Genomic DNA, 12756 nt, shown 5'->3' with positions numbered 1-12756 from the left:
CTTGCAACCCTTCTGGCGCACTTCTTCCGCACCCAATGTCCAACCCTGACGGTCGGGGGTGTCACGCGATGTGTCAGCACTCCGTTGCCATTCCACAATGGCATCAGGGAACACGAGCTGCGGGGAAGCGGCATGAATCGTTAAACGGAACCAGTGTCTTGCCCAGTCTGTCCTGAAACACACATTGCAAGAGCGGCAGCAGAAGCTGCGGAGCCTTCGGCAATCTGGGTTGTCATTTCAGTATTGAAGATCGACCAGAAAGGTTCGCGTTCGGAAATGGATAACTCACTCAACGGGGGTGATCCTACAAGGGCTCAAAGCTTAGTCAAACCAAAATCGATCACGGAGAAGGGACTTTTTTGAGTGCTGTTCACGATCGTCTTGCACAATCAACAATTGCGTCGACAAAGATTTTTTCGGTCGATTCCGGGCATGTCGAAAAGTTGTCGACGGCGCGATCACCAGCGGTGCGAACATCGTGTTGTCGTTGTTCAGGATTTTCACGAAACCCAGTGTTTTCTCAGGCGAAACGCATTTCAGTCGCAGTCCGCTCGAAGATGAATTGCAACCCTGCGAGTGAGGTTGAGTCTGTCGGTTCAGCGTTGTTTGCGCAGCTTGGTAAGTATGCAGATGTGGACGAATCTGCGCGTGAATTCAGCAGGGTAAAGTGGGTTGGAGCTTCGCACGCGAATGGGTGGCATGTGATGTGTGGTGACGCGAGAGTTGGACTGACAGGTGGAGTGTCCACTTGAGTCGGTAGGGGGCTCTGGGCAGTTGATCGTCGTGCTTGACCATGGGGCGTGATGCTCTGCCAGGGGAGTGCAGCGAGAGAATTGTGGCGGCCCCAAAAAGCGACAACCCCGACCATTGCGGGCGGGGTTGTCGTTGAGTGAATGTCTGCGAATGTCGTGCTCCGTGAAGCATCGCATCACGCGAAACTTCAGACCATTTCTTTCAGCTTCTTCAGAGCGGTCACTTTGACCTTCTTGCTCGCCTTTTTGGCGGGGATCATCATCTCTTCGCCGGTCTGGGGGTTTCGTCCCATGCGGGCCGGACGAGCTTTCACGGTCTTGATGGAGATCTTCATCAGGCCGGGGAGAGTGAAGGCGCCGGGGCCTTTCTTGCCCAGAGCTTCTTCAATCAGTGCTTCCAGCTTTTCCAGAACTTCGGAAACATCTTTCTTGGCAACGCCCGAACGCTCGGACAATTCGTTGAGAATCTGTGTCTTCGTCAATGGCTTATCGGCCATCGTGGCTCCTTTCAAAATGGCATCAAAGGGGACGTTGATCTGCTGAAATGCAGGCTTAGTAGAGTCCGCGTGTTTCAGCTTGTCAATTATCATGCACTGCCAAAGTCCGCAAAAAATGACATTTTCTCGCGGAAAATATGCTGTCGGACGCGTGTTGCCCCTGGCGTCACCCTCCGACAGCGTCGATTGTGGCAGAACACAGCACCTGCTTTTTCAGGCAGACAGATAGCCATTTGCCTTCAGGTAGGCGATCACTTCATCAGCCAGTTCGTCGATTCCCTTGGAGTCCGAATCGAGCACCAGCTCGGGCTTCTCAGGGGCTTCGTATGGGTCGTCAATCCCGGTGAATCCCTTGATCTCTCCGGCGCGGGCCTTCTTGTAAAGTCCCTTCGGGTCTCGCTTTTCGCAGGTTTCGAGCGAAGCGTTCACGTAGATTTCAATGAACTCGCCCGGAGCCAGAATCTTGCGGACGTTGTCCCGGTCAATGCGATATGGAGAGATGAATGCGGTCAGGGTGATCACCCCGGCATCCGAGAACAGCTTGGAGACTTCGCCGATGCGGCGGATGTTTTCCATGCGGTCTTCCGCAGAGAAACCGACGCCAAAACGGGCGGCAGCCGCTTCCGAGAAGCCGGCTTTTTCGACGAGGGACTTTTTGTCCTTGTTCAGGCCGAATCGGACGTTATCGCCGTCCAGAACGTAGGTGTGCTTGCCTGCTTCGTGGAGTTTGTGGTCCACGGTGTTGGCGATCGTGCTCTTGCCCGAACCGCTCAGTCCGGTGAACCAGAGGACCGCTCCCTTGTGTCCCATCAGCTCCTTGCGCTTGTCGCTGGAGACCTTGTGCTCATGCCAAGTAATGTTGACGCCGCTCTCTGCCATGTTTGCTTCCGTTATCGCTGTAGCATCCGTTCCTGAAAAAACCCGGGCCATCCTAGAGCATGCGAAGTTTGAAGAAAAGCATACCGGCCCCCCGGGAAGCTGCGGAGGCGGTTTTCATTTCTCCGGCCGCTAGTGGCTGGTTTTCGGACGTGCTAAAGTGGAGCACGACGGGAAGGGTGAATTCTGCCTTCCCGAAGAGATCGATCCTTGAAATTTCGTTTCCCGATGCGACGTCCCTCGCTCGCCGGGAGCACATGCAGACAGGCTGAACTTTCGTGAGCGGACCCGACTTCAACAAGATGGAATTGATTCCCGTCATTGCCCAGGATGCCCAGACCGGAGAAGTCCTGATGCTGGCATACATGAATCAAGAGGCCTATCAGGAAACCCTGAAAACCCAGCGAGTCTGCTACTACAGCCGCAGTCGCCAGAAACTTTGGCGCAAGGGGGAAGAAAGTGGGAATGTTCAGGAGCTGAAAGGCTTGTATTTTGACTGCGATGCCGACACGCTGCTGGTGAAGGTACACCAGATTGGCGGGGCCGCCTGCCATGAAGGCTTCAAGAGCTGCTTTTTCCGGAAGATCGATCCCGTCACCGGAACCGTCAGCGTTGAAGGGGAACGGGTCTTCGACCCTGCTGTCGTCTACCAGAAGAAGTGAAGGATGCATGTCGATTCGATCCTGGCGGCGTGTCGCCGGGACCGATTGTCATGGATCTGCGTTCATCACCGAGGCCAGGACCTCAACAAGGAATCAAGATGTCGAGCGAGAAGTTGAAGCTGGGGATTCCAGCGGGGAGTCTGCAGGAAGCGACCGCTGAACTGTTTCGAAAAGCGGGATACAAGATCACGTTTTCCTCCCGGTCCTACTACCCTTCCATCGACGATGACGAGATCGAGTGCCTGCTGATTCGCGCCCAGGAGATGGCACGCTACGTCGAAGACGGCATTCTGGATGCCGGCATCACCGGCTACGACTGGGTCATGGAGACTCAGGCAAACGTTCATGAAGTGTGCGAACTGGTCTTTTCCAAAGCGAGCCGCCGACCGGTCCGCTGGGTGCTGTGCGTTCCCGAAGACTCTCCGGCCCAGTCTGTGCAGGATCTGCAGGGGAAACGGATCGCCACGGAAGCAGTCGGACTCACTCAGGGGTATCTCGCCCGGCATGGAGTGACTGCCGACGTCGAGTTCTCCTGGGGAGCGACGGAAGTTAAACCGCCCCGGCTGGCAGACGCGATTGTCGAAGTGACCGAAACCGGTTCCTCGCTGCGCGCCAACAACCTTCGCATTCTCGATGAAGTGATTCAGAGTACCACGCGTCTGATCGTCAACCGGGCCGCCTGGGACGATGAGTGGAAGCGCGAAAAACTCGAAGGGATTTCGCTGATGCTGCAGTCCTGCCTGGCTGCTGAAGGCAAGGTCGGGCTGATGATGAATGTCCGGCGAGTCGACCTGCCCGGAATCCTGAATGATCTGCCGGCCCTGAAGGACCCGACTGTTGCTTCGCTGTCGGATCCGGAATGGGTGGCTGTGAATACGATCATCGATGAATCGGTCGTCCGCTCGATCGTTCCGAAGCTGAAGGCAGCCGGAGCCAACGGCATCGTCGAGTTCCCGATCAGTAAGATCATTGATTGATGCGTTGAACGCATCCCTGCGGGATGGCGGCCAAACGCGATTTTCTATTCCCTGCCCTCTGTTCCCTTTTCCCTCTTCCAAATATGTCCGAACGAGTCTATCTGGCGATTGATCTGGGTGCGGAGAGCGGACGTGTGATCGCCGGTCTGTTCGACGGCAAGCAGATTCGGCTCGAAGAGCTGCACCGTTTTCCAAACGGGCCCATTTCCGTCGCAGGGACCCGTCGCTGGGATCTGATCGGTCTGTGGAAGGAAATTCAGACCGGACTGCATCAGGCATCCCTGAAGTTCGGAAAGAAGATCGTCTCCGTCGGCGTCGACACCTGGGGCGTGGACTATGTCCTGCTTTCCTCGAAGGAGGAAATGCTCGGCCAACCCTACAATTATCGCGACCCCCGTACGGACGGCATCCTCGAGAACGCCTGCAGCCGCGTCCCCCGAAAAGAAATCTTTGCAGCGACCGGTTTGCAGTTCATGCCGATCAATACGCTGTACCAGATGATTGCCATGCAGCTCAAAGATCCGGAGTTGCTGGGGATGGCGGATCGCTTCCTGATGATCCCAGACTTCTTTCACTGGCTGCTGTGTGGCAGCAAAGTTGTCGAATTCACGAACGCCACGACGACGCAGTTCTTCGACCCCAAACGGCGCGACTGGGCCGTAGACCTTCTGCGGAAGTTCGACATCCCGACAAAGATGCTTCCGCCGGTCGTGACTCCGGGGACCAATCTCGGCAAGCTGCGGGCGGAAGTCTCCCAGCTGACGGGGTTGCCGCGGATTGATGTTGTTGCTCCAGCGACTCACGATACCGGTGCAGCCGTCGCGGCTGTGCCGACGAGTTCCACGGGAACCGCCAAGTGGGCGTACATCAGCTCGGGGACATGGTCGCTGATCGGCGTCGAAGTTCAGCAGGCGATTCTCAACGATGAAGCTTTGAAACAGAACGTCACCAACGAAGGGGGCGTTGACGGCACTTACCGACTGCTGAAGAACGTCATGGGGCTCTGGCTGGTGCAGGGGTGCCGGCGTTCCTTCGAGCGAACCGGGAACGACTTCGACTATTCCCAGCTGACGTATCTCGCGACCAAATCCGAGCCGTTCCGGTCGTTGGTGCATCCAAACGATCCTGCATTCCTGAACCCCGCCGACATGGTGGAATCGATTCAGGAATGGTGCCGCAAGCATGATCAGCCGGTTCCGCAGGATGAAGGACAGATCATTCGCTGTGCCCTCGAAAGTCTGGCGATGAAGTATCGCGACGTTCTCGAGGGGATCGAAAAACTGACCGGCGAGAAAGTGGAAGTGATTCATATCGTCGGCGGCGGCTGCAAGAATGCACTGCTCAATCAGTTCACAGCCAATGCCTGCGGACGACCGGTCATCGCCGGCCCCGTGGAAGCAACCGCACTGGGGAACGTGCTGATTCAGGCTCGTGCTGCGGGCGAAATCGGTTCTCTGTCAGAGATCCGCAGCGTGGTGAAAGCGAGTTCCGAGCTGGAAACATTCGAACCGCGGCAGACCGAAGAATGGAATGCTGCGTACGAGCGTTATCAGAAGCTCGTTTCCGCAAGTATTTGAACGACAGACAACGAACATCGATTTTGAGGAACATGATTCTCCATGGGATTCTTTGACAATCTCAAGTCGGCGCTCAAGAAGACAAAGGACGTCCTGCGGACCGATGTCCGCGATCTGCTCAAGGCAGGTGAGATCCTCGATGAGGCGAAGCTCGAGGAGTTTTATCGCGGACTGATCACGACCGACATGGGGGTCGCTTCCGCGACAGAAGTTGTCGAAGAGCTGCGCAAAGAGTTCGGTGGTCGGACTGTTGTTCCCGACAAGATCTGGGAACTTGTCCGCAGCCGCGTGAAGAAGATTCTGCATGGAGAAACCGACGCCAAGTGGGATCCCGCGCAGCCTGTATCTCCTCTTCGGATGGCCGAATCGGGGCCGACGATCATTCTCGTGTCGGGGGTCAATGGGGTCGGCAAGACCACGTCCATTGCCAAACTTGCCCGCATTCTGCATCAGTCCGGCCGCAAGGTGGTGCTGGCTGCGGGGGACACGTTTCGAGCTGCTGCCGTCGATCAGCTGACGATGTGGAGTCAGCGGATCGGCTGTGAAATCGTCACGAAGCCCCCGGGGAGCGACCCGGCCAGCGTCGCCTTTGAAGGGTGTGAGAAGGCGATTCAGTCGAAAGCGGATTTTGCGATCATTGATACCGCCGGGCGATTGCAGACACAGCAGAACCTGATGTCGGAGCTGCAGAAGATTCACCGCGTGATCGGCAAACGGATTGAAGGGGCGCCGCATGAAAGCCTGCTGGTGCTCGATGCGACCACTGGTCAGAACGGGATCAGTCAGGCTGCGAAGTTCAGCGAAGCTGCTGGATGCACGGGGATTATCCTCACCAAGCTGGACGGCACCGCCAAGGGGGGAGTCGTCGTCGCGATTCGTCAGAAGATGGGAATCCCGGTCAAGTACATCGGCGTGGGAGAAAAGATCGAAGACCTGCAGGTCTTCTCGGCGGACGACTTCGTGAACGCGCTGTTCTCAGAGGTTTGAAAAAAGAGATAAAACCACGGAAAGCACGGAATATACGGAAGAAACAATAGAAGAGAGGAACCGCGAATCGAGCGAATTGGGCGAATGATTCAGTAGACACTCCAATGAGAAAATCTTTCGCATGCAATCTTCAACAGGAATTCGCCAGATTCGTTTGATTCGCGGTTTCAATTCCTCTTCCGTGAATTCCGTGCCTTCCGTGGTTCAAAACTTTCTTAACTGAGGCCTGGCCGAATGACGTTTTCCACCCGTTCCGTGGTTCAAACCTTCTGATCCCGATATGGCCTACACACCCGGACTTCAGATCAAGGCCAGAACGCGGTATCGCGTGGCGAGATCGCTGCCGATTTCGGGTGAAATTCTTGTCCAGCTGGGAGACCGGGTCGCCGCGCAGCAGATTGTGGCACAGACTCATCAGCCGGGGGACATCTTCCCGCTCAATCTTGCCAACATGCTCGGCATTTCAGCAGCAGATCTCCCTGCAGCCATGCAGCATCAGGTCGGCGACCACGTCCGGAAAGGTGAGTTGCTGGCGATTTCGAAAGGGATCTTCGGTTACTTTCGCCAACGTGTCGAATCCCCTGCGGACAGCGTGCTGGAATCGATTTCGAATGTGACCGGTCAGGTGATTCTACGAGGTCCTCCGGTTCCGGTTCAGGTGAACGCTTTCGTCGACGGCGAGGTCGTCGAGGTACAGGACAAGACCGGTGTGATCGTCGAAACGACCGCTGCATTTCTGCAGGGGATCTTCGGGATCGGCGGCGAACAGCACGGGATTCTGCAGGTCGTCACGTCCGACCCTCACACCGATCTCACTCCGGAGATTCTCACCCCCAGCTTGAAAGGGGCGGTGGTTGTCGCCGGTCGTCGCATTCATGGTTCGGCGGTCGCCCGGGCCAGAGAACTGGGAGTGACAGCACTGATCGCTGGCGGGATCGATGATCAGGACCTGAAAGAGATTCTCGGTTACGATCTGGGGGTGGCGATCACCGGTTCGGAATCGATCGGGCTGACGATCATCATCACGGAAGGCTTCGGGCAGATTGCGATGGCGGATCGCACCTTCAAACTGTTGAAGTCGCTGCAGGGAAGACCGGCCTCTGTGAACGGCGCCACTCAGATACGTGCCGGCGTGCTTCGCCCGGAGATTGTTGTTCCGCTGGAAAATGTGGACGGCGTGCAGGATGTCGCTGCCCGGGTGGGCGGGGGCATCCTTGAAATCGGAGCACCGGTGCGACTGATCCGTGATCCCTGGTTCGGAGAACTGGGAACTGTTTCCGGGTTGCCGGTTGAACCCCACGAGCTGGAGTCCGGTTCACGGGCCCGCGTCCTCGAAGTGGAAACGCAGTCGGGACAGCATGTCGTCGTTCCTCGTGCCAACGTGGAGATCGTGGCCGAATGAAATCTCAAACTTCCCCAACAAGACAACACCGTTTAGCTGCGACTCGAAGAGGAGCGCGCTTACGAGTGGAAAATATTCGTCAATTGTCATTGGTCAATAGTCATTGGTCGTTTGAAGAGTCCAACTGTCGGTCGATTCTCCGGTTGTGTTTCGGTCTCTTGCTTGTTCTCGGGTCGGCTTGTTCAGTCTACGCTGCGGTTCCGCCGGCTCCTTTGGAGGTGAATGTTGCGGATCATCCTCAGGACAAGGGGGACGCCATTGATGTGGTCGTCACCCTGCCGGTTGTTGAAGGCCCGGCACCGGAATTTCCCACGCAGTACCGTGTCGAACGCTGTGGAGAGCGAAACGGGATCTATGAGAAAGTCGCTCAGGCAGCTCCCACCGCCCGTGACATTCTGAACGGCCACTTCACGATTGTGGTGGGGAAGTGCATTCCCGGCGAGCCCTACTGGTTTCGCGTGGCTGCCGTCGATCCGGGACCGGAAGGAGGTCGATCCGCTACGGTCGCTCCGGTTGGGGATCAACCGGTCATGGCGAAGCAGCAGGCGTTTGACGGCAGTCGATTCTGGCTGTTGATCATCATGTTGCTCGTCTGCGGTGCGATTCTTACGTTCGTGATTCTGGCGTGGATCGGGATGCCGCTGAAAGTGCGGCAGATCGCTGGTCTGGAAGCGATTGAAGAAGCGGTCGGTCGTGCTACTGAGATGGGACAGTCCTGTCTGTTCGTGCCCGGGATTCAGGACATGAACGAAATGCAGACAATCGCTGGACTGACCATCCTCTCACGCGTCGCGGAGCGGGCTGCGGAGTACGACTGTCGACTGGAAACGCCGACCTCCAAATCACTGGTGATGACTGCTGCCCGCGAGACCGTTCAGAATGCTTTTCTGACAGCAGGCCGTCCGGACGCCTACAACCCGGACGATATCTATTACGTCTCGGATGAGCAGTTTGCTTACGTCTCTTACATCACCGGGAAGATGGTGCGTGAGAAGCCGGCAGCGTGCTTCTATCTGGGTTCGTTCTTCGCGGAGTCACTGATTCTCGCTGAGACTGGAAATTCGATTGGGGCGATTCAGATCGCGGGAACCGCTCAGCCGGCTCAGCTTCCGTTCTTCGTCGCGGCCTGTGATTACACGCTGATTGGCGAAGAGTTCTTTGCAGCCAGCGCGTACCTTTCCGGTGCTCCGGATCAGCTGGGAAGCCTGAAAGGCCAGGACGTGGGCAAGATCATCGTGGCGGTGCTGATCATCGTGGGAGTGACACTGGTGACGCTGACCCAGGTGACGGACAGTCTCGTGATCGCTGATGCTGCCAATTACCTGATGGACAAAATTCTGCACGCGGGCGGGTAAGATTCTGGAGCGAAATCACTTACGTTCCAGAATCTGAACCTCTCTCTCAAAGGGAACAGCACCGTGAGTCAGCGTGATCGGCCAGATTCTCACGTGACCGTCGATAGTCATAACGACTTCTGCAGGACCAGCAGGAAGCTCCTTAGCCTGTTGAAGTGAAATGCTGCTCGGGCCAATTCTTGACAGTCCGAATATCTGCCCGTCCATAATGAGCTGAAGCTCAACTGTTGCCGAGTACCGATCAAGGATTTCGGGTTTCATGGACATCAGCCTTAACAATGTCAAGGGACGATTGGATGCGTATTGCGATGCGAAGAAGATGCATCTCATTCACGCCCCCCGCCTTGGGTGGGGACAAGATGGCGAAGTATACTCGACGAATCTTAAGACAGCTGTCAAGGGCTTCAAATTCTCTGCACAATATCGGCAGGAACTTGCAGTATACGAACGATTGAAAGAAAGGCTAGTTGTTGAAGTCGAAGGCTTCGCGGTTCCAAAATTACTCGACCACAGCGCTGATTTCGCCGTTATTGAAATGGAAATCGTAAAGCCTCCCTTTGTGGTTGATTTTGTTGCGGCCAGGCTGGATCGACCACCTCAGTTTTCTGAGGAGGAGATTGAATCGTACGAAGAAGCTGCGAGGGAGAGATTTGGTGGGGATTGGGACCAGGTACTGTCAATCCGGGCTGTCTTCCGCCGACATGGGATCTACCTTGGAGATCTGAATCCAAAGAATATCAGATTTCGCTGAACTATGGACATTTCCCTAGCGGTTTGACCGCGGCTTTCCCTGCCTCAGTAATTCATGCTGTGAAATGTCAAACCTCCCACTGCGGCTTTCGCTTCTCCAGAAACGCTTTGATGCCTTCTTTGGCGTCGGTCATTTCGGCGTTCTTCGTCATCACGTCGACAGCTCTGTCGTAGGCAGCGGGTTCGTCCATGTTGAGCTGTGCGTAGAATTCCCGCTTGCCCAGAGCGATCACCTGTCGGCTGGAGGACACGATGGCGTCGGTGTACTGCTTGATCACCTGGTCGAGCTGATCTTCTGAAACGACCGCGTTGACCAGCCCTGCTGCCAGCGCTTTCTGGGCGGTGATTGGTTGCCCGGTGAGCAGCATTTCCATCGCGATCTTAGGAGCAATGTTCCGGACGAGCGGCACCATCGGCGTCGTGCAGAACAGCCCGATCTTGACGCCCGGGGTCGCGAACTGGGCATTCTCGCTCGCAACTGCCAAATCACAGGCAGCGACCAGCTGACAACCCGCTGCGGTGGCGAAACCCTGTACGCGGGCGATGACCGGTTGCGGTAGTGTCCGGATCTTCTGCATCACGCGGGAACAGGTGGCGAACAGCTGTTCGTATTCGTCCGCAGTCCGATCTTTCATTTCACCCAGATCATGCCCCGAGGAGTAGACTGCCCCGGACGATGCGAGCACCACCACCCGCACGGTTGCGTCTTCTGCAATCTGGTTCAGCGTCCGTTCGAGTTCCTGCAGCAGCGACAATGACAACGCATGCCGCCGGGCCGGCCGGTTCAATGTGAGTGTGGTGACGCCAGCATCGGATCGAATCAACAACTCGGTATTGTCCATGTTCATCTCTGTGTTTAAAGGAACCACGGAAAGCACGGAATTCACGGAAGATATGGTCTAAACCGCGAATCAAGCGAATCCAGCGAATTGAAAATCAGGTCACGGACATTTGGGTCCTGAAGCTTCTCATGGGAGCTCACCCAATCATTCGCCTTATTCGCGTGATTCGCGGTTAAGACCTTTTACTTTCTTCTTTCGTGAGTTCCGTGCTTTCCGTGGTTCATAAAATTTCACTTCCAGGCGAAGGTCTGCTCGGTGAGCAGTTCATAGGCTTCGATGTACTTCTCGCGGGTCCGCTGGACGATCTCTTCAGGGGGATGAGGAGGAGGACTGTTCTTGTCCCAGCCGGTAGTCTCCAGCCAGTCCCGCATGAACTGCTTGTCGAACGAGGGTTGCCCCTTGCCAGCCTGATAGCTGGCCTGAGGCCAGAAGCGGGAACTGTCGGGAGTCAGGACTTCGTCGATGAGCACGATCTCATCGCCCACCAGCCCGAATTCGAATTTCGTGTCCGCGATGATAATCCCGCGAGTGAGTGCGTACTCGGCGGCGTTCTGATAGATCTGCAGACTCAGCATGCGGAGGTCATCGGCCAAATCCGTTCCGACCTGATGCTGCATCTCCATGAAGGAGATGTTTTCATCGTGCCCGGTCTCCGCTTTGGTGGCCGGGGTGAAGATGGGCTCGGGGAGCTGGCTGCTCTCGACGAGTCCAGCCGGGAGTTTCATCGAGGCGACTTTGCCGGTCTCCCGGTATTCCTTCCATCCTGACCCTGAGAGATACCCGCGGACGACGCATTCGATCGGCACCACTTCGGTTTTTCGGACAACCATGGACCGTCCCTGCAGCGAGTCGACATCGACACCCGCGGGAAGCGGCAGGGTGGTCACGTCCAGTGAGAGGAGATGATCGTTCACCTGAAGGCGGTCGAACCAGAATTTGCTGATCTGGGTGAGCACGCGTCCCTTGTCCGGGATTCCGGCGGGGAGAATCCAGTCGAACGCGCTGATCCGGTCGCTGGCGACGAGCAGAAGTCGGTCTCCGAAATCGTAGACGTCACGGACTTTGCCGCGGCGGACCGGGACACCGGGGATGTGGGATTCCAGAAATGCCTGCATATCAAACGAATTCCGCGTGAGGCTCATGGCAGAGCGGGAAAGTGGGGAAAATGGGCCCGCGAGAAGTTTAACATCTGGAGCACATTGCGTCCTCGCTGCAGAATCCCTCTTGTCACGTAGAAGACTTCGGTCCTAGAATCGGCGTCTTCCCATCTGAGTGATCGATGCGGGGTTTCTTTTTCCCTGCCATTCGGCTTATCGACGAAATTCCCGGAACTGTCTAGAATCCGAGGGGTTGAAATTTGGATTCGATCCGGTGTTCGAGTAGGGGCGTGACAAACAATCACGCTGGACCCGTCCTTTGAGGAGTATGGAGAGCATGAAGAACTTTTTCGCAGTTGCCGTGGCTATTTCAACACTGACGAGCGTTGCCTTTGCAGACGGTCTGGAAGTGGGCTCGGCAGTGAATGCATTCTACGTCAAAGACGTGACCGGCCCGGCTGCCGGAACGAAGCTGTGCTACCGCTGCCGGTTCGGAGATCGACCTGTGGTCAGCATTTTCGCCCGAGACGTGAATGGGGAAGTCGCCAATCTGATTCAGCAGGTTGACGGCGTGGTCGGCAAGAATCAGGCCAAGGACATGAAGGCATTCGTCGTTCTGCTGAGCGATGAGCCGGAAGCCAAAGAAGCGACACTGAAAAAGGTGGCTGATGAGACCAAAGTGACCAACACCCCGCTGACCACCTTCGACAGCAATGTCGGTCCTCGCGATTACAAGATTGGCCAGGATGCCGAAGTGACCGTGATGATGTGGGTCGATGGCAAGCTGAAGGTCAACGAAGCCTACAAGCCGGGTGAACTGACCAAGGAAAAAGTGAGCAGCCTGGTCGGCAAGACTTCCCAGATTCTCAACTAATCTGCTGGCAGGTGCTGAGTCTGAGATCAGCTGATTTCTGGTGAATTTCGAGCGTCCATGACCAACCGGTGATGGACGCTTTTTTATTGGCCGCAGCCGCGAATTCGC

The 12756-nt window shown here is 56.3% G+C and carries 12 protein-coding genes; 8 read left to right on the top strand and 4 right to left on the bottom strand.

Features of this window, described 5'->3' with window-relative positions; all coding sequences use genetic code 11:
- Positions 1 to 940: 940 nt before the first annotated feature.
- Both SH661x_RS23765 and cysC read right to left on the bottom strand, forming a co-directional pair.
- Positions 941 to 1342 carry an HU family DNA-binding protein gene (locus SH661x_RS23765; RefSeq protein WP_437226758.1) on the bottom strand — a complete coding sequence of 134 codons (402 nt, stop codon included), beginning with the start codon at positions 1340 to 1342 and terminating at the stop codon, positions 941 to 943.
- A gap of 120 nt (positions 1343 to 1462) precedes the next feature.
- Positions 1463 to 2128 carry an adenylyl-sulfate kinase gene (gene cysC / locus SH661x_RS23760; protein ID WP_437226756.1) on the bottom strand — a complete coding sequence of 222 codons (666 nt, stop codon included), beginning with the start codon at positions 2126 to 2128 and terminating at the stop codon, positions 1463 to 1465.
- 275 nt (positions 2129 to 2403) lie between these two features.
- Between cysC and hisI the strand changes: the two genes are divergently transcribed.
- The 7 genes from hisI (at position 2404) to SH661x_RS23725 (ending at position 9836) form a co-directional block, all read left to right on the top strand.
- Positions 2404 to 2787 (top strand): phosphoribosyl-AMP cyclohydrolase, encoded by a 384-nt coding sequence (hisI, locus tag SH661x_RS23755; protein WP_437226754.1) that lies wholly within the window; start codon positions 2404 to 2406, stop codon positions 2785 to 2787.
- Positions 2788 to 2885: 98 nt separating this feature from the next.
- A complete protein-coding gene (gene hisG, locus SH661x_RS23750; RefSeq protein ID WP_437226752.1) occupies positions 2886 to 3764 on the top strand; it encodes an ATP phosphoribosyltransferase in 879 nt (292 codons plus the stop codon).
- A gap of 83 nt (positions 3765 to 3847) precedes the next feature.
- Positions 3848 to 5341 (top strand): rhamnulokinase, encoded by a 1494-nt coding sequence (rhaB, locus tag SH661x_RS23745; protein ID WP_437226750.1) that lies wholly within the window; start codon positions 3848 to 3850, stop codon positions 5339 to 5341.
- Positions 5342 to 5383: 42 nt separating this feature from the next.
- Positions 5384 to 6328: a signal recognition particle-docking protein FtsY gene (ftsY, locus tag SH661x_RS23740; RefSeq protein ID WP_437226748.1), complete on the top strand. Its 945-nt coding sequence runs from the start codon at positions 5384 to 5386 to the stop codon at positions 6326 to 6328.
- 280 nt (positions 6329 to 6608) lie between these two features.
- Positions 6609 to 7730 carry a hypothetical protein gene (locus SH661x_RS23735; protein ID WP_437226746.1) on the top strand — a complete coding sequence of 374 codons (1122 nt, stop codon included), beginning with the start codon at positions 6609 to 6611 and terminating at the stop codon, positions 7728 to 7730.
- A 218-nt stretch (positions 7731 to 7948) separates the two neighbouring features.
- Positions 7949 to 9085, top strand: coding sequence for a DUF6754 domain-containing protein (locus SH661x_RS23730; RefSeq protein WP_437226744.1), 1137 nt, complete (start codon positions 7949 to 7951; stop codon positions 9083 to 9085).
- A gap of 259 nt (positions 9086 to 9344) precedes the next feature.
- Positions 9345 to 9836 carry a hypothetical protein gene (locus SH661x_RS23725; RefSeq protein WP_437226742.1) on the top strand — a complete coding sequence of 164 codons (492 nt, stop codon included), beginning with the start codon at positions 9345 to 9347 and terminating at the stop codon, positions 9834 to 9836.
- Between the two features lie 67 nt (positions 9837 to 9903).
- Here SH661x_RS23725 and SH661x_RS23720 read toward each other — a convergent pair whose 3' ends face one another.
- Together SH661x_RS23720 and SH661x_RS23715 are read right to left on the bottom strand one after the other, a co-directional pair.
- Positions 9904 to 10683, bottom strand: coding sequence for an enoyl-CoA hydratase (locus SH661x_RS23720; RefSeq protein WP_437226740.1), 780 nt, complete (start codon positions 10681 to 10683; stop codon positions 9904 to 9906).
- Positions 10684 to 10907: 224 nt separating this feature from the next.
- Positions 10908 to 11792, bottom strand: coding sequence for a phosphoribosylaminoimidazolesuccinocarboxamide synthase (locus tag SH661x_RS23715; RefSeq protein WP_437226738.1), 885 nt, complete (start codon positions 11790 to 11792; stop codon positions 10908 to 10910).
- Positions 11793 to 12111: 319 nt separating this feature from the next.
- Between SH661x_RS23715 and SH661x_RS23710 the strand changes: the two genes are divergently transcribed.
- The gene (locus SH661x_RS23710; RefSeq protein ID WP_437226736.1) at positions 12112 to 12648 is read left to right on the top strand and encodes a hypothetical protein; all 537 of its coding nucleotides are present in this window, start codon (positions 12112 to 12114) and stop codon (positions 12646 to 12648) included.
- Positions 12649 to 12756: the final 108 nt, after the last annotated feature.

Origin of the sequence: Planctomicrobium stercoris, assembly GCF_051465655.1 — a bacterium.
Taxonomy (GTDB): domain Bacteria; phylum Planctomycetota; class Planctomycetia; order Planctomycetales; family Planctomycetaceae; genus Planctomicrobium.
Note: the sequence above shows the minus strand (reverse complement) of the source record. Positions and strands in the feature narration are given on the sequence as shown.

Excerpts from the sequence above, each read along its gene's own strand:
- SH661x_RS23765 (WP_437226758.1), bottom strand. The coding sequence starts at position 1,342 with ATGATAATTGACAAGCTGAAACACGCGGACTCTACTAAGCCTGCATTT.
- cysC (WP_437226756.1), bottom strand. The coding sequence starts at position 2,128 with ATGGCAGAGAGCGGCGTCAACATTACTTGGCATGAGCACAAGGTCTCC.
- hisG (WP_437226752.1), top strand. The coding sequence starts at position 2,886 with ATGTCGAGCGAGAAGTTGAAGCTGGGGATTCCAGCGGGGAGTCTGCAG.
- rhaB (WP_437226750.1), top strand. The coding sequence starts at position 3,848 with ATGTCCGAACGAGTCTATCTGGCGATTGATCTGGGTGCGGAGAGCGGA.
- ftsY (WP_437226748.1), top strand. The coding sequence starts at position 5,384 with ATGGGATTCTTTGACAATCTCAAGTCGGCGCTCAAGAAGACAAAGGAC.
- SH661x_RS23735 (WP_437226746.1), top strand. The coding sequence starts at position 6,609 with ATGGCCTACACACCCGGACTTCAGATCAAGGCCAGAACGCGGTATCGC.
- SH661x_RS23725 (WP_437226742.1), top strand. The coding sequence starts at position 9,345 with ATGGACATCAGCCTTAACAATGTCAAGGGACGATTGGATGCGTATTGC.
- SH661x_RS23720 (WP_437226740.1), bottom strand. The coding sequence starts at position 10,683 with ATGAACATGGACAATACCGAGTTGTTGATTCGATCCGATGCTGGCGTC.
- SH661x_RS23715 (WP_437226738.1), bottom strand. The coding sequence starts at position 11,792 with ATGCAGGCATTTCTGGAATCCCACATCCCCGGTGTCCCGGTCCGCCGC.
- SH661x_RS23710 (WP_437226736.1), top strand. The coding sequence starts at position 12,112 with ATGAAGAACTTTTTCGCAGTTGCCGTGGCTATTTCAACACTGACGAGC.